Origin of the sequence: Desulfovibrio sp. JC010 (genome assembly GCF_010470675.1) — a bacterium.
Taxonomy (GTDB): Bacteria; Desulfobacterota; Desulfovibrionia; order Desulfovibrionales; family Desulfovibrionaceae; genus Maridesulfovibrio.
Genome location: NZ_VOIQ01000010.1, coordinates 21,012 through 37,743 on the forward strand (window position 1 = coordinate 21,012; position 16,732 = coordinate 37,743).

Annotated in this window: 14 protein-coding genes; 7 read left to right on the forward strand and 7 right to left on the reverse strand. The window is 50.0% G+C overall.

Annotation, left to right across the window (positions count from 1 at the left end; all coding sequences use genetic code 11):
• Positions 1-68: 68 nt before the first annotated feature.
• Positions 69-1,058 carry a BMP family protein gene (locus FMR86_RS12320; RefSeq protein ID WP_163351705.1) on the forward strand — a complete coding sequence of 330 codons (990 nt, stop codon included), beginning with the start codon at positions 69-71 and terminating at the stop codon, positions 1,056-1,058.
• 51 nt (positions 1,059-1,109) lie between these two features.
• Positions 1,110-3,431 (forward strand): ATP-binding protein, encoded by a 2,322-nt coding sequence (locus FMR86_RS12325; protein WP_163351706.1) that lies wholly within the window; start codon positions 1,110-1,112, stop codon positions 3,429-3,431.
• Positions 3,432-3,592: 161 nt separating this feature from the next.
• On the opposite strand, the gene FMR86_RS12330 is transcribed toward FMR86_RS12325, so the two are convergent.
• A complete protein-coding gene (locus FMR86_RS12330; protein ID WP_163351707.1) occupies positions 3,593-3,925 on the reverse strand; it encodes a NirD/YgiW/YdeI family stress tolerance protein in 333 nt (110 codons plus the stop codon).
• Positions 3,926-4,526: 601 nt separating this feature from the next.
• Between FMR86_RS12330 and FMR86_RS12335 the strand changes: the two genes are divergently transcribed.
• Positions 4,527-5,171: an RluA family pseudouridine synthase gene (locus FMR86_RS12335; protein ID WP_163351708.1), complete on the forward strand. Its 645-nt coding sequence runs from the start codon at positions 4,527-4,529 to the stop codon at positions 5,169-5,171.
• Between the two features lie 280 nt (positions 5,172-5,451).
• On the opposite strand, the gene FMR86_RS12340 is transcribed toward FMR86_RS12335, so the two are convergent.
• From FMR86_RS12340 to FMR86_RS12350, 3 genes are read right to left on the reverse strand one after another with little or no spacing between them, the layout of a single operon-like run.
• Positions 5,452-7,779, reverse strand: a complete 2,328-nt coding sequence (locus FMR86_RS12340) for an FAD-dependent oxidoreductase (protein ID WP_163351709.1) — start codon at positions 7,777-7,779, stop codon at positions 5,452-5,454.
• 31 nt (positions 7,780-7,810) lie between these two features.
• The gene (locus FMR86_RS12345) at positions 7,811-9,445 is read right to left on the reverse strand and encodes a glutamate synthase-related protein (RefSeq protein WP_163351710.1); all 1,635 of its coding nucleotides are present in this window, start codon (positions 9,443-9,445) and stop codon (positions 7,811-7,813) included.
• A complete protein-coding gene (locus FMR86_RS12350) occupies positions 9,409-10,545 on the reverse strand; it encodes a glutamate synthase (RefSeq protein WP_163351711.1) in 1,137 nt (378 codons plus the stop codon). The genes FMR86_RS12345 and FMR86_RS12350 overlap by 37 nt, the downstream gene beginning before the upstream one ends.
• An 896-nt stretch (positions 10,546-11,441) precedes the next feature.
• Between FMR86_RS12350 and FMR86_RS12355 the strand changes: the two genes are divergently transcribed.
• Positions 11,442-11,741: a hypothetical protein gene (locus tag FMR86_RS12355; protein WP_163351712.1), complete on the forward strand. Its 300-nt coding sequence runs from the start codon at positions 11,442-11,444 to the stop codon at positions 11,739-11,741.
• A 9-nt stretch (positions 11,742-11,750) separates the two neighbouring features.
• On the opposite strand, the gene FMR86_RS12360 is transcribed toward FMR86_RS12355, so the two are convergent.
• The 3 genes from FMR86_RS12360 to FMR86_RS12370 all read right to left on the reverse strand — a co-directional run bounded on the left by FMR86_RS12360 (position 11,751) and on the right by FMR86_RS12370 (position 14,446).
• The gene (locus FMR86_RS12360) at positions 11,751-12,368 is read right to left on the reverse strand and encodes a TetR/AcrR family transcriptional regulator (RefSeq protein ID WP_163351713.1); all 618 of its coding nucleotides are present in this window, start codon (positions 12,366-12,368) and stop codon (positions 11,751-11,753) included.
• Between the two features lie 138 nt (positions 12,369-12,506).
• On the reverse strand, positions 12,507-13,025 hold the full coding sequence (locus FMR86_RS12365; RefSeq protein WP_163351714.1) for a class I SAM-dependent methyltransferase: 519 nt from the start codon (positions 13,023-13,025) through the stop codon (positions 12,507-12,509).
• A gap of 230 nt (positions 13,026-13,255) precedes the next feature.
• Positions 13,256-14,446 (reverse strand): HD-GYP domain-containing protein, encoded by a 1,191-nt coding sequence (locus FMR86_RS12370; protein WP_163351715.1) that lies wholly within the window; start codon positions 14,444-14,446, stop codon positions 13,256-13,258.
• Positions 14,447-14,854: 408 nt separating this feature from the next.
• Here FMR86_RS12370 and greA point away from each other — a divergent pair, with 408 nt between their 5' ends.
• The 3 genes from greA (at position 14,855) to FMR86_RS12385 (ending at position 16,727) form a co-directional block, all read left to right on the forward strand.
• Positions 14,855-15,340, forward strand: coding sequence for a transcription elongation factor GreA (gene greA / locus FMR86_RS12375; RefSeq protein ID WP_163351716.1), 486 nt, complete (start codon positions 14,855-14,857; stop codon positions 15,338-15,340).
• A gap of 113 nt (positions 15,341-15,453) precedes the next feature.
• Positions 15,454-16,212, forward strand: a complete 759-nt coding sequence (locus tag FMR86_RS12380; protein ID WP_163351717.1) for a hypothetical protein — start codon at positions 15,454-15,456, stop codon at positions 16,210-16,212.
• A gap of 80 nt (positions 16,213-16,292) precedes the next feature.
• A complete protein-coding gene (locus tag FMR86_RS12385; protein ID WP_163351718.1) occupies positions 16,293-16,727 on the forward strand; it encodes an META domain-containing protein in 435 nt (144 codons plus the stop codon).
• Positions 16,728-16,732 lie beyond the last annotated feature (5 nt).

A 16,732-nucleotide genomic window follows, 5' to 3' on the forward strand; every position in this document is an offset into this window, starting at 1 on the left:
GTTCATTTAAATATTGCAGAATCAAAATATTATTTTTGAAACAAGCTTTTCATTAATCCGGGGTACCCATGAAAAAATTACTTGCCGTCATTCTATTCCTCTCTTTCACTATAGGCACCGCCTGTGCAGAACAACCAGTTGTCGGCTTTGTCACCGGTGCTTCCGGACTTGGAGATCTTTCTTATAATGACATGTCCTATGGCGGAATCCGCAAGGCACAGCAGGAATTCAATTTCAAACTGATTGTCATGGAACCGGAAAAAGACGGCGAGTCCACAATTGAAGATTTCACCAAACTGATCAATCAGTCCGACATCCTCATCTTGATCGGAGCCCAGCATGCTAAACTGGTAAAAACAACTGCCCCAAAATTCCCGGACAAAAAATTTATCATCAGTGAAGTTCCGGTTGATGGCCTGAACAATGTCTCCTCCGTTTCCTTTAAACAGGGTGAAGGGTCATTTCTGGCCGGAGCTTTGGCCGCCATGTGCAGCAAGACTGGAATAATCGGCTACATAGGAGGAACCCCGGTTCCGCAGGTTCGCGAGTTTGAACAGGGATATGTTGCCGGAGCCAAATATGCTGTGCCGGGTATTGAAGTAAAAACTGCTTATGTCAGCCCCTTGGGAGACTTTTCCGGATTCAATGCCCCGGCCAAAGGTTACAATATGGCCATGGGCCAGTACAATGACGGGGCTGACGTGATCTTCACCGTGGCCGGGCTGACCGGAAACGGAGTAATCGAAGCCGCAAGACGAAGCGGTAAGTACGCAATCGGTGTTGATTCCGATCAGGATTCACTGGCCAAAGGATTTGTGCTGACCAGCATGATAAAAAAAATGGATATCACCGCCTACAATGAATTAAAGGCAATCATGCAGGGCAAATTCACTCCCGGCCCCACCAGCTACGGGATCAAAGAAGGCGGTGTATCCTTAAGTGAAATGAAATATACCCGCGATAAAATTCCTGCAGGAGTTCTGGAGAAAGTTGAAGATATCAGAAAAAAAATAATTAACGGCGAAATAAAATTTGAATTCAGGGAAGATGCTCAATAGCAAACAACAAAACACGGCAGAACACTCAATGAGAATGGTTTACGCACTGTAATGAAAGATAGCTTACGGTTTAAAATATCCATAGGCACCGGGCTGATCCTGTTGCTCTTCTTTTTCTTACTGGGGTACTACATTGTGGATTCCCAGAAAAGGATGCTTGAGGACAGCCTCTATGAGCACGGCAACCGCATTGCCTCGCTGGCTGCCCGCTCCTGCGCTGAATACCTGCCGCGATTCAGCTTCTTCCTTATTGAAGACCTTGCCCTTTCCATTGAGCAGTCCCAGCAGGTCGCTTTCTGCGAAATATATAACCGTGAAGGCACGCCCATCCTGCAATCGGGCAATATTGTATCCAAATCCCACACTCCGAAAAACAAGCCCTCCTACGGAGATGACGTGCTCATCGTCTCCACGCCCATCATCAGCGGCAATGAACATATCGGCCGCGTTGAAATCGGCATGAGGCTGGATAAAGTCCGTAAGGAAATTCAGGAAAACACGTACAGTCTGATACTCCTTTTCAGTGCCTGCATGCTCTGCACCATCATCGCCCTTGATGCTTTTTTTCAGCGCATTCTCATCTCTCCGCTGCGCATACTGGCCAACAACACCAGAAAAATCGCCCGCCGTAAATTCGTTACTGTTGACGTGGGCTCGCGCATGGATGAAATCGGAATTCTGGCCTTGAATTTCAACCATATGAGCCGCAATCTGGAAAGCCTGTACAAAAATCTTGAAGTAAACGTACAGGAACGGACCCACGAACTGGAAACCGCCAACCGGAAACTGGTCAAGGCTATTGCCAAATCAGAAGCCATGGCCGTGGAAGCCGCCAAGGGAACTCTGGCAAAATCCCAGTTTCTGGCCGCCATGAGCCATGAAATCAGGACGCCCATGAACGCTATTCTGGGCATGGCCGAAATCCTCGGGGACTCCAATCTTGATGACGAGCAGAAAAGGTTTGTGGAAATCCTTCAGGAATCCGGAGAATCACTGCTGCACCTGATCAATGAAATCCTCGACTTGAGCAAGATTGAAGCAGGGGAGATCCCCTTTGAGAAAAAAGATCTCAATCTGGACCGGCTCATCGGCAAGGCGTTCAAAGTCACAGCCCATGCCGGGCATGGAAAAGGACTGGAACTGGCCTACAACATAAACCGGGATGTACCTGAACACCTGCTGGGCGACCCCACAAGATTGCAGCAGATTTTCGTAAACCTCATCGGTAACGCCATCAAATTCACCGAGCGGGGTTTTGTTGTTGTGGAAACAGCACTCACACAAACGAGCAACGGAGAGAGCGGCAACAGCCTGAATATCCATTTCGCGGTCAAGGACAGCGGTATCGGTATTGATAAAGATAAACTTGATTCGATTTTCGACCGCTTCACTCAGGCCGACTCTTCCACCACCCGTAAATACGGCGGCACCGGTCTGGGCCTTTCCATCTGCAAATCACTCTGTGAAGCCATGGGCGGGAAAATATGGATCGAAAGCCGCAAAGGATTCGGCACCACCGTCCATCTGGAACTGCCCCTTGAGAAAGACCCGCGCAGCTCTGTGGAAAGCTCTCCCCTGCGCGGCAAATCCGTTCTTATTGTCAATGATCAGGATTATTCCCGGCAGGCACTGGCAATCCGCATGAGCACAAGAACCAAGCGGATCAGTAAAGCCCAGAACATGGAAGAAGGGCGCAGCTTCATTGAAAACAGCATCAAATCCAACTCGCCCTATGACCTGATCATTGTCCGGGGAGGAATCCATGGCTGGAAACGTCAGAAGACCCTCAATGAACTGCGTTCCATGGATATTGATGAAGAAAAGATCGTCCTCATCACCACTGTGGGACAGGATTACATTGAGAAGTTCAACGGCAGTGTCCTGCTGGCTCCCATTGACATGCACTCCCTTGAAAACGCATCCCAAAAAGCACTTAGCAAAAAACCGGAACTGCATCCGGCCCCGTCCCAGCCCAGCGGACGAATCCGCCCCCTTGATATTCTTCTGGTGGAAGACAATAAGGCCAACTGCATGCTGATCCAGCTTTTTTTCAAAGATCTGCCCCACAACCTGAAAATAGCCCACAACGGAGAAGAAGGCTTGGAGCAGGCCCGCAGCAATCACTTCGACCTTGTCTTCATGGATATTGAAATGCCGGTCATGGACGGCTATGAATGCACTCGCAAAATTAGATCATGGGAAGCCCAGACTGAAATAAAACCGAGCATTATCGTAGCCCTGACCGCCCACGCCCTGACTGAAGCCAAAGAAAAAATCCTTGAAGCAGGTTGCGATTCATTCCTGACCAAACCTATCTCAAAAGACAAGATTATCAGCACCATCAACGAACTCTGCAATCCGTATTTTAGTTAAATAGTAAAACCCCGGAACCGAGCGCAAACTCAATTCCGGGGCCTAAAAAACAGAAAGGCCGCGTCCTCGGACGCGGCTTTGAAAACTGCTGACAATTCAGATTCAAGAGAGTCGGATTAGCGACCTTTCTGGTTAGGAATAATTATTCCTGTGAGGTCCGTTTAGTTGATAACGGATATTTTCTGGGCTTCGATTCCGGCGAAGACGAGGTCCTGCTCGACCCTGCCTTCAATCTCTACCTCAGCGTTAGCGTCAACGGGGAGGGATCCCGCTTTCGGGCTGAGGTCGATGATGATCTCACCGGTCTTGTCCTGAAATACGTATTTATTGTCGTTGATCTTTCTTACGATGTGACCCTTTACAACTGCTTTGGTGTCAGCACCGGATACACGCGCTTCAGCAACGGTGGTTACGTCCTTGGATTTGAAATCCAGAGTTTCGGAAGTTGCTGCAGCAGCCACGATCACCAGAAGTAAAAGAAAAAGTACGCTCATTTTTTTCATCTCTTATTACCCGTCCCACCCGCAGGTGGAAGTTAAAGATTTGAAACCTTATTTATGAAAATTATTTTTTAACCTTTATGAAAACGTCCGAACTTTTGTGCGGCCATTTTTTCTAAGAGGACCTGTTCTTGATCCGTTGATCAAGTAATAGACCCCTCTGTTTGATTATGCAATCAAAAAAATAAGCCGTTTGTGAAATTTTGTACAAAACACCCCTTAACCCCTCATATTGCTTATAGATATTTTTTTCACAACCATTTTTTTGACATATGGATAACAATTCACCTTTCGTGCTACCTAGAATTAGCATTCAAACGGCACTGAATCCGGGTTCAACAGCCCTGTTTTTCATACCTCAAACAGAAAGAATTCCGACAATTTTACCGCCCAAGCCGCAAGCCCTGTTATTACGGCCATTTCCAAGCAAGCAAGACTATACAACCTCAATTCAGACCTAGAATCAGTGTTACAACTCAGAAACATGCAATTAAGTGCTTCCCTTCACCAATCCATTACGACAAAACATTCCTGATTAAACTTATCAGAAAAATTGATAGTTGCATTTTCGGACCAAAAAAAGGATTAAGTAGCCATGAGCGACGAAAAATTACTCGATATAGTCTATGCGGACCGCAAAATCGTGGTGGTCAACAAACCGAGCGGACTTCTTTCCGTGCCCGGACGTGGACCGGAGAATCAGGATTGCGTGGTCACAAGGGTGCAGAAGATGTTCCCGGAATGCCGCAAGTTTCCCACTGTACATCGGTTGGATATGGATACCTCCGGCCTGCTGGTGCTGGGGCTGACTGCACGGGCTGTGCGCGAACTGGTGGAACAGTTTCAGAAAAGGCAGGTAAAAAAACGTTACATCGCCCTGCTGGACGGTATCGTCAAGGAAGACAGCGGAGTCATTGAGATGGCTTTCCGCCTTGATCCCTACAACCGTCCATATCAGGTCTACGATCCCATCCACGGCAAGCTGGGTATCACCCACTGGCGCAAGCTGGGTATTGAGAATGGCAAGACCCGCGTGGAATTCACCCCTCATACCGGGCGCACCCATCAATTAAGAGTACATTCAGCACATCCGCAGGGGCTGGGCTGCCCCATCGTGGGAGACAGGCTTTACGGTTCCGGCACAGCCCCCGGACAGCTCAAGCTGCATGCCGGGTATTTATGTTTCGAGCATCCCAAGACAAAAGAGAAAATGGAATTTGAAATCGAGCCTTTGTTTTAGATAAGAATGCCTCCCCAGGCCCCATCCCTTTCAAAACCTTTTAGTTTGCTTCGCATCTAACTTCATAAGCCATTCTTCGTAAACACAAACGGCGAAGCCCTAATAAAAAGTTTTGAAGAGTCCAGAGAAACTTTTCCCAAAAGTTTCTTTGGCCCTCGGAGAGCCGCCGGAGGCACCATGAATAAAAGCCCTGCTGAACCAAATCAGCAGGGCTTTCATCTTTAGAATCCATACAGGTTCACCGGACCGCCCGGCTCACCTATTCTTTAAGACTGTATAGTTAACCCAGAGGGCTGTTTTCAATTAAATTCCAGATACCGCAGGGACAGACATTGGCGCAGAAGCCGCAGCCGATGCATTTATCGGAATCACAGGCCATTTCGAAATCCTTGCCTTCTCCGGCCTTGCGGGAGATGGCCGCCTGCGGGCAGACGGTTTCGCAAAGACCGCAATCACGGCAGGAACCGCAGGAAGAACATTCCTGCGCACATTCCTGAACATCCTTGAAGTGGGTGATGCGCGGATCAAAGTATTCAAGGGTCATGCGCTTGTAGTCGATGACGTCTTTAGGTTCTGCATGCGGACGCTTACCGCAGAAGATTTCATCGAGGGTCTCGGCGGTTTCACGACCATGGCCGATGGCGTGGGTCAGCAGACCGGGACGCACAGCGTCACCGATGGCGTAAACACCGGGTTCGGTGGTCTGGTAATCTTCGTTAACCACGATGTGACCGCGATCAAGCGCGATGGTGTCGGGCAGGAACTCGATATCCGGAGTATCACCGATGGACATGATCACAGTGTCAGCCGGAAGAACTTCGCCGGACTTGAGCACCACGCCTTCCTCGGTAACTTCCTGAGTGAAGCAGGGGTAGCGGAACTTGGCACCGACATGTTCGGCCTCTTCACGCTCCTTACCGAACGCGGCAGGCTTCTGAATATCGATAAGCAGAATATCTTTTGCGCCGAGACGGGAACATTCAGTGGCAACGTCACAACCGACGTTACCCGCACCGATGATGACCACTTTCTCACCCACTTCAGCCTTGCCCTTCATGGCATCCTTGAGGAAATCAAGGGCCGGGGTGATGCGCTCATGGCCGGGGATGGGAATGATGCGCGGCTTCTGGGCACCGATGGCCAGCACGACAGCGTCGTTGTTCTGGCGCAGTTCGGCGAAATCATCGGCAGTAAGCTTCTTCTGCATGTGTACGTGGGGGATAACCTTGGCAACACGCTCAAGCTCAGCATCCAACACTTCCTTGGGAATACGGCTGGAAGGAATGGCGGAGGTGATCTTACCGCCGAGCTTGTCGGACATGTCGTAGACCACGGCTTCATGGCCCTTGCGACGAATCTGCCATGCAACGGAAATACCTGCGGGACCGCCGCCGATAACCGCTACTTTCTTACCGGAAAGGGGCGGCAGTTCAGGTGCGGGGCTGTTCACGCCGTCGCGGCCCAGCTTGGTGATGTCCACGGAGAGCATGTCTTTCACGCCGCGGGTACAACCTTCCATACAGAGGTTGGGACAGAGGTAACCGCAGACTGTTGCGGGAAAAGGAGTATATGCAAGGGCGAGGTCCACGGCTTCGTCGACAAGACCGTCACGGACCAGCTGCCAGCGTTTCTGTACCGGCATGCCGGTGGGACATGCAGACTGGCAGGGAGCCTGATATTTACGGTTTTCCCAGACCGGAACGAATCTGCGCAGCTCACCGTGGGTGATCAGCGGAATGGGGGAACGGTCAAGGTCGGTCAGGTCGCCGATAAGACCGCCCTGTCCGAGTTCGCCGTCCCAGACATCGGAACGGAATTCGGACATGGAACGACGCTTACGCCCGGTCTTCTCAAAGGGAGACTTGGCGCGGATAAGCTGCCATTCCTTGCGCTCGGTCAGGGAATCATAAACTTCTTCACGGCCAATCTTGGCGAGGTTCTCTTTAAGATTAGTGGTCAGCCATTCCCAATCCGCATCGGTGATGGGTTCGAGGATGGCGTCTGCTGTGGAGAATTCGCCGTGGGGTCCGCGTACGAAAATACGACCGCCAACCATTCCGACACAGGGACGGAAAGCGAGAACGTTCTCAGGATTCTGGGCTTCGTAACCACAGACTACAGCGGTACCGCCAGCCATGAATTCTGCAAAATAGTCACCAACTCCGCCGAGAATCCAGAGCTCCGGTTCATCAAAGCGAGGGTTGGTTTTGGTCATGGTCATGCCGCGGGCACCGATATCGCCGTTAACGATAACCTTACCCTGCGCCATGGCGTTACATGCGCCGTTGGAAGCATTGCCGTGGACGATGATTTCCGCACCGGCGTTAAGCCAGCCCACGTCATCGGAAGCCGAACCGTGGACGTTGATTACAGTACCGGGGAAGCCCTTGGAACCGAGACGCTGACCGGAAGTACCGATAACGTCGATCTCGATGGGTTCTTCCTTGGAAATCCAAAGCCGTCCGCCAATGCCGTGCTGGCCCATGGCGTCTATTTCAAGCTTGCGGGCTCCATCGGCAACCGCTTTCTGAATCCGCTCCTCAAGGATGCGGGATTCAATACGGGCACCTTCTTCAAGACCGCTGATGCATATTTTTTCTGTTGCCATTTTTCAATCTCCGTAAATCGTGAGCTGCTAGTTAAACCACGTACTTGATGCCGAGTCTGTCAGCAGCATCACGGTCACTGATACCAAGCGCGTCCGACATGCCGATGGGCAGTGATGTGGAGCGGCCCAGAGGGGCGATAATCTTTTTGATTTCAGTGTCAAAGCTCAGATAGAAGTCAACAACCCTTTCGGCTACTTTTTCAGGGTCAAGGCGACGGTAAAGTCTGGGATCCTGAGAGGTGATACCCTTGGGACATACGCCGATGTTACAGACGTTGCAGCGGTCTTTTTCGGAACCGAGACAGCCTGCTCCGGCCTGCATGACGTATTTACCGACCTGAACGGCACTTGCGCCGAGCATAATCAGTGCCGCAGCGTTGGCCGCGAGGTTGCCGGATTTACCGATACCGCCGCCCGCGATGAGGGGCAGTTCGTTCTGCTTACCGGTAACAACCAGTGCGTTGTAACAATCGCGCAGGTTACTGGCGATGGGGTGTCCCATGTGGTTCATGGAGACGTTGTATGCCGCCCCGGTACCGCCGTCTTCACCGTCGATGGCAAGGCCTGCGGCATAAGGGTTACGGGTCAGGTTGTTGAGAACCGCCAGAGAAGTGGATGAGGCGGAAATCTTCGGGTAAACCGGGACCCTGAATCCCCAGGCCATACTCATGGACTGGATCATCTTGGCTACGGATTCCTCAATGGAATACTGGGTCTGGTGGGTTGGGGGGCTGGGCAGGCTGACCCGCTCCGGAACACCGCGGATTGCGGCGATGAGCTTGTTAACCTTGTACCACATGAGCAGTCCGCCATCACCGGGCTTTGCGCCCTGACCGTATTTGATCTCGATGGCGCAGGGATCGACCTTCATTTCCGGAATGGCATGGATGATTTCATCCCAGCCGAAATAACCGGATGCGATCTGGAGAATTACATATTTGAGGAAACGGGAACGGAGCAGCCTGGGAGGACAACCGCCCTCACCTGTGGAAATACGCACAGGCATGTTCAGCTCTTCGTTCAGGTAAGCAACACCCATCTGCAGACCTTCCCACATGTTGGGAGACATGGCCCCGAAGGACATGCCGCCGATAACCAGCGGGTAGATTTCACGAACGGGGGGCTTCCAGCCGTGTTCGGAATAAGTCTTCAGGCTTTCTTCGGGAGACTGCACGCGACCGAGCAGGGTGTTCAAACGGAACTCATGGCGACCTGCGTCCAGCGCGGGGTCGGTGAGCATGGAGATACGCATGAACTTGATCTGATCCAGCAGGGATTCACCGGAGTTGCGGCGTCCACCACGGGTGCGGGGGTTACCGCCGCGGTCATTGTGGAATTTCTGGGTTGTGGAACCTTCTTCACGCTTGGGACCGATGGCGTTGTTGGGGCAAACCATGTTGCACATGGAGCAGCCGATACAGGCGTAAGCCGGGTCGGTCTTCTGGCGGATGCCGTAAAATACTGTGTATTCGTTCTCGGCCTTTTTCATCAGGCTGGCGGGAGTTTTGATCTCGCGCTTGCGGAATACGCCGAGTTCAATAGCGTTGACCGGACAGACAGAGGTGCAGCGACCGCACTGGGTACAGAGATTCTTGTCCCACTCGATCTGCCAGTTCAGGTCTTTAACGCCTAAAGTTGACGGGGTAATTGGTCTTTCTGTGAGCATGTCTCTATCTCCTTGCAGTCGGGTCCGACGATTACTGTATCGAGGTGCATGGGCTGGAAGTCTTTTGATCTGTCGCGGTCGGGAATGACAGCGTCGATACCGCAGACTTCGGAAGAGAAGGCGTAGATGCCGTCTTTACCGCCCACAATGCCGGGACGAAGCTTCTTGCGGTCCTGAACCATGAACATGGAACCGTCATCAAGGGTTCCAATAACACAGTTGGGGCCGTCGATAATCATCTTGCGGCAGGAACGCTTCAGGGTCGCGAGGAATTCGCGGTCCGGATGGTCGGCCATTTCATGATCCATAAGCGGGGTGATGATATGCTTATAGGCACGGATATCCAGTCCCAGACGCTTGGTGGTGTAATGAGCGATGTGAGTGAAGACCTCGGAGTCGGACTGATAGCCCTGATAGCCGGTAACGTCTCTGGACTGCAGGTATTCTTTAATGGGAATAAATGCGGTGTTCTCGCCGTTGGTCATGGAAGCGACGCCTTCTATAAAGAAGGGGTGGCAGGCGTAAAGGTTGATGGCGTAGTTGGTGTTCTGGCGGCCCTGCGCGAGAATGCGGCGGGCATACAGGTTACGGTTGGCACCGAGCTGGAGCCATTCGCCGATCTCAAGGGGATCACCGACTTCCTTTACAACGATGGTGTCGGGCCAGAAAGAGAAGACCATGATGTCTCCGTCCTCTTCGCCCATCTTGCGCAGCTCAAGGCGCATTTCAACCAGCTTCTTTCCCTGCTGAGCCGGAGTAAGGTCTTTCCAGCCTCTGGGAACCTTGTATGCGATAGCAGCGTATGTCCCGCGGACGGGAGTGCCTTCCGGAGGTTCGGTTTCCGGGGTGTACAGAATGCTGTACTGGGATTTGAAACCGTGGTCCATGGCGTACTGTTCCAGTCTGCGCAGACCGGCTTCAGTAAAAATTCCGGAAAGGATGGGACAGCCCTGCAGTTCTTCTTCAAAACGACCGCCCAGTCCCCTGAGACAGAGACCAACGCCGGAGCCGTCATGACCTTCTTTCATTGTATTGAGGGCATTGATGGCCAGCATGGGTGAAATCGGATCGCGACTTGTAAGCGCAAATAAACGGCACATATTGTCAGCTCACTCCATGATTTTTAGGGTTCAACAGGTGCAGCAGCCCGGCAGGTTATTATTGATCCGGATAGTTCCGTAGTTCAGGAGGTTCTTTCCGGTGGGGCCGCTGACATGTTTTTAGAAAAATGTATCAGCCGGTACGGCTCTAATCTGTTACTATTTCGAATTAAGTAATTTGTGCCCGGTTCTTTATAACATTTTGAGCTTTTCCACCTCTCAAAATTGGCACAATAGTTTTTTCAGGAATCTGAAATTGAATCGAAATCAGGATAAAAAAGATCATTTTTTGACGACTAGAGCGATTTGGAGATTTGACAATGTCAGAAAAAAACAATTTTGGCAAACAAAAATACGAAAATGAAGTTTTTAATTGCCAAAAAGGGACATACCAACACCCCACACGGAACATTTACAGCTCAAAACACGACTGAACATGACAAAAACACCCAGCACCGCTCAAGCACAAAACACTGATATTTTTATCTTTTTAAACTCAAAACAATTACACCGACCGACAATTACACCAAAGTGACAATTCGCACACAATCACAGTTCCCTTTTTGGCTAAAATTGATAATCGACACTAAAGACGGCCTTTTCATAGTTATTGAATGCGTAATTATGCAGCCATAAATCAAGCGTGTGGATAGCAGCCTGAAAAAGCACCAGCTTGAACCAATTTCAGCAGGCCACCCAAAAGGGCAAAAATTACATTTTTGACAAAACACACCGAACAGATTCGTCTCCACCTACAAATATGTAGTCTCAAGCAACACCTTCCCCCCCATCTGACCGAACAAACAAACCGCCCCCTTATCAAAGCATGCCGCTTGCTCAATTTCAGACAAAATAGTTATACTCAAAACGCAATCTATATATAAAGGAGCATACAGATGGATCGTGCGGACATGGAAAGAATCTTTGAAGCCTACTTTGAGAAGTACAAAAAAACGGAAGGAGACCGCACTGCCTGGTCGGCGGTCTGGCTGGAAAGCGGCAAAGCCGGAGTGCTGGAGCTGAACATGACCAAATGCCCCAAAGGGACCACGTTCAAAATTTTCGTAAACAAAAAGAAAGAGGCGCAGGTTCTGGGCTGGGATGCGTATTTCGCAATAATGGCCGGGATATCCGCCAGATACCCCGGACTCTACGATGAAAAACGGATTTTCGAGGAAATGGAATTTGTAATTTAAAGACGGCAGCTACGGGCCAAGCAGATAACTCTCAAGCATCATAACCATCTGGTAGACCAGACGGTCTTCCCCTGCGTCGGAATCAAAAATAACGGCATGATGGGAAACCTCTTCCACCACAAGATGAACCAACTCCGCCGCAGCCTCAAGGTCATCCACTTTGAGATGCTCCTTCTGTTCCTGCAAAAACTCCAGCAGCTTCCCCCTGATCCTGCGGTCCCTCTCCCTGCCGATGGCCGAGATTTCTTCGTCCGTAGCTTCAAGGGCCATCACTTCACGAAAAAACATCCGGTTGCTGCGATGAGATTCAACAGAATACACACCCACCATGCGCATGGACTCCCGGAACGACTTTCCCTCTTCAAGGCTGGCCCGGGCCTTGGCGAAAATATCAAAGCTCATTCGGGCCTGAAGCATGTTGATCACTTCAATGAAGATCACCTTTTTATTCTTGAAGTAGCGGTAGACCGACCCGGTGGAGACTCCGGCTGCGGCTGCGATATTTTTGGTGTTGGCCCGCGCGTATCCCTTTTCAGAAAATACGCGCAGGGCCCCCTCCAAAATATCATTCCTGGTAACATCGGCTCGCTCCTGCACCGGCTCGAAGTTTCCATGCTTACGAATCATAAGAATCCTTAAAAAGTGGTTGCGCTTCACGCTCTTATTATTTGATTTCGCCTCCGGCGGCTTAAACCCTTTTTGAAAAAAGGGTTTAAGAATCCCAAAAACTTTTACCGGGGCTTAGTCGAAACTTTTCTTAAAAACTTACTTACTCAGATAAGCCTTGCGGGCCATAAATGAAGTCGGCAGCTGCTCAACAGCAAAACCAATTTCAATTGCAGCTTTCAACTCTTCATCGAAAAATCCAGCCCTTACATGATGACGCGGTTCAGTAAAGAGAAAACCTCCGCCCGGCAGCAGTACATCGTATATATCCTGCAAGGCTTTGCGATAGTCCGGCGTTTCATGGATAACATTTCCTGCAACCACAAAATCAACCTTTCCCGGATAGCCGATCCCGTCATGACGGCACTGGTGAAAGGCAATCCTACCGGCCAGCCCGGCCTTTGCAGCTCTTTTAATGGCAATTTCAAGCATTTTCTTCTGCAGGTCAACCGCTACAACTTCACCGCTCTCCCCAACGAGACGGGCCGCACCTATTGAATAGTGACCCAGTCCGCAGCCGAAATCCAAGACCTTCATGCCCGGACGGACCCATTTTTCAAGAGCCTTATCAGCCGGATCAATCATGCGGCGCAATTTATTATCAAAAGTATAAGCCACTCACCACGGGCAGACATGCATTCCACCATTGTTTTGTTCTGTTTTAGGCATAACAGTTTTCCTCCATGTTTTTTGTAAAATGAACTAAAGTTCACTTTTGGTCAAGAAGAAAAACCGAACAAAAGTTCACTTTTGTCCCAAAAAACTTATTAGCCACTAAAATATAACATAAAAAAAAGCCGGAATCAGAAAAACTGATTCCGGCCTATAAACTCGAAATTTAATTTATCTTAAACCAGAAAACGGGAAAGCTGCTGCATATCAACACCCAGAGAACTGGGATCAGGCTGGCGCATAACCATAACACCCTGACCGTTTTTCTTATAGGTGGCCAGATCGACACACTCGGAAACCACAGGCTGCATTTTGTCGTTAAACAGGACCTTGACCTTCGGATGACGCGGTTTGGACTCATTGGTCTCCAACACAATACCGAAACGCAGATCGTCCAGCTGGACCATGGTACCCGGAGGGTAAATACCCATAACCCTGATAAAACGATTGAGATAGGCAGGATCGAAATCCGTGCCTTTCCACTTGTACATCTGGCTAAGGGTCTTGGCCGGGGTTACCGCTTTTTTATAAACCCGCACACTGGTCAGGGCATCATAGACGTCGCTGATAGCGATAATCCGCCCGAAAGGATGGATATTCTCCCCCTTGACCCCGCTTGGATACCCGTTGCCGTCATAACGTTCATGATGTTCAACAACACCACGCAGCACAGCCTGATCAAGACCCTCAACATCACGGAGAACCTCAAGTCCCTTTTGGGAATGGGTCTTCATAATACCGTATTCAGCATCAGTAAGCTTGCCGGGCTTATTAAGCACCTTGTTGGGAATGCGCCCCTTGCCCACATCATGAAAAAGAGCGGCAATACCGAGCATCTCCAGTTCTTCACGCGTAAGACCGAGTGCCTTGCCCAGCAACAGGGAATAGAGGTTTACGTTAATACTGTGGGTGTAGGTATACTCGTCATATCTTTTCAGAAAGGCCAGAGTGAGGGCTGCAGGCTCGTTTGTGGTCAGACTGTCAATCACCTCCCCAACAATGGGAGCAGCTTCTTCGACCTCAACAGTCTTACCCTTGCGCACGTCTTCTATAAACTTATGGGCATAGTCGAGGGCTTCTTCATGCACCCGGCGGGCTTCCGGCAGAGCGTCAGCAAGATTACGTGCGGCCTCTTCGGCATTTTTCGCCTTTTTATTTCCTGAAGGATCCATCGCTGGCAGGGACTTACCGGTCAGAATTTCCACCCGTTCGGTGTCGTCGGGGAGATATTTGGCAATATCATCCAGCGACTCGATAACTCTTCCAACCTCCACATGAGGATCGCTAAAAGATCCGGTGCCGTATGTACGCACATACATACCCGGCTTTACATCCTTTTTCTTTATAACCCTGACTTCGTCAGCCACCTGAAAACCCCTCAAAAATTAAGCTATCCGCAATATTTTACCCGGAAATAAAACTTTATCGCTAAATTTCTATAAAAATTAAACTTTAGCAAAAACATAATATTTACTAAAACCGATTCATTGACCATACAATTATAATCATGAAATTATACTCAAAAATGCCATGCGTGTCCCTTTAAAAAATTTTTTTCAGAAGCAAAGACCTATTAATATTATAAAAAAAGAAAAACCCTTTATCTATTACCAAAAGCTGCTTGACCTACTCCATAGGATGTTCTACGCAGGACTTTCAGCAAATGAACGGTTGCCACGCAACCTGAACCCGAAGCAGCTTCACTTCCGTTAATGACTTATCGGCAGTGGCTGCATTTTTATTGACAACGACGGAAATATTTTGAGGTTTATGGAATGAGCAATATACCCATTTCAAAAGAAGGATTTGCAAAAATCAAAGAAGAGCTCGCAGCTCTGAAAAAAGAACGCCCTGAGGTAATCAAGGCCATTGCGGAAGCCCGCGAAGAAGGCGACCTGAAAGAAAACGGCGGTTACCACGCAGCCCGTGAAAGACAGGGAATGCTTGAAGCCAAGATCAACTACATCGAATCCCGTATCCCCCAGTTTAATGTGGTGGACATGACCACCCTCGGCGGACCGAAAATCACTTTCGGCGCAACTGTCGAACTGGAAGATATTGAGACCGGCGATGAAAAAAAATACACCATCATGGGACCGGACGAGAGCGATTTCAAAAAAGGAATCATCTCCATTGAATCCCCGGTGGGTAAAGCCCTGCTCGGCAAAGAGGAAGGCGACGAAGTAGTGGTCAACGCCCCCAAAGGCAAGATCGAATACGGCATTGTCTCAATAAATTTTAACGGACCTATTTCCCAGTAAAAACAGGTTTTCCGTCAGCCAGTAAACAGGGCCGCAGGTTCTGGATATAAAAATTCAAACGGGGGTGTGCCAAGGCATATCCCCGTTTTTATAATCATCAGTGAGCGTTCACCATGCATGGCACGGAAATATTTCCCCATAACACCTCCTGCTCCGGCTTCTGCGCCCGTTGTAACACCGTCCATACCCTCGGCCCCGGTAAAGCCGTGCAGCACTGCCACGAATTGATGGACAAGCTGGACGCATGCGGACGTGCTGATTTTGACGTTCCGACCGATCAGGCCGACCCTGAATTTTCCACTAACTACCTCTTCGGCAAAGCACGGGGCCAGATGTTCGGAATCATGACCTATCTGGACCGTGACAAAAACGAAAAAACCGCCAAGGCTTTTTCCGGGCAGTACAACGGACATTGGGAGATCCCCGGCTGGACAGCGCCGATCATCGACCCGCAGGAATTCCAGTCCCTTACCGAAACAACGGAAAGGGAAATAAAAAGAATCGGCCGGGAAATGGAAAAACACGTGCCCGGTTCCCCCGGCCATGCTGAACTCGGGTCCCGCCGAAAAAAAATGTCTCAGGGTTTGATGCGTAAAATCCACGCCATCTACACCATGCACAACTTCCGAGCAGAAAAACTGCCCATGCCTGAAATAATACACGGGCAAAGAGGCATCCCCACCGGAACCGGAGACTGCTGCGCACCCAAACTGCTCAATTTCGCCGCCCGCAACGGCTACACCCCGCTGGGTATTGCCGAATTCTACTATGGCCGGGAAAACCGTTCCGCAACACGCGCCCACAAACAATTCTACCCTTCCTGCACCGACAAGTGCGGACTCATCCTCGGCTACATGCTCTGCGGCCTCTAAAAATTTCAGCTGATTTCACTAACATTTCCCTATCAAAAAGAGCAGTATGTAAGTATACTGTCCTGACGGAGGATTAATTTATGAAATTCAGCACCCTGAAACAATATTCACTGCTGGCCCTGACAGCCTGTGCAATCCTTTTCGCGGCCGGTTGCGCACCCAAGCAGACCAATTATCCCACCTACGAAAATCCAACTGAAACCAAATGGATCGCTGAAGACATTGACGGCAAACCCGTGCAGGGATTTGCCCACATCTGGATGCGACTGGACAGTAACGGTAAAATATACGGTTCAGGAGGCTGCAACAGCTTTCGCGGGAATTACTCCTACAACAATGGAATATTCAGGACCGGGCCTCTGGCCACTACACGCAAAAGCTGCTCCAAAGGCATGAACCTGCAGGAATTCAAATTCATGCAGGCTCTGGACAGAGTCGAGACAATGCAGGAAAGAAACGGCATGCTTCACATGGAAGGACAAGGTAACTCCCTGCTTTTTTATAAAGGCCATTAATCAGA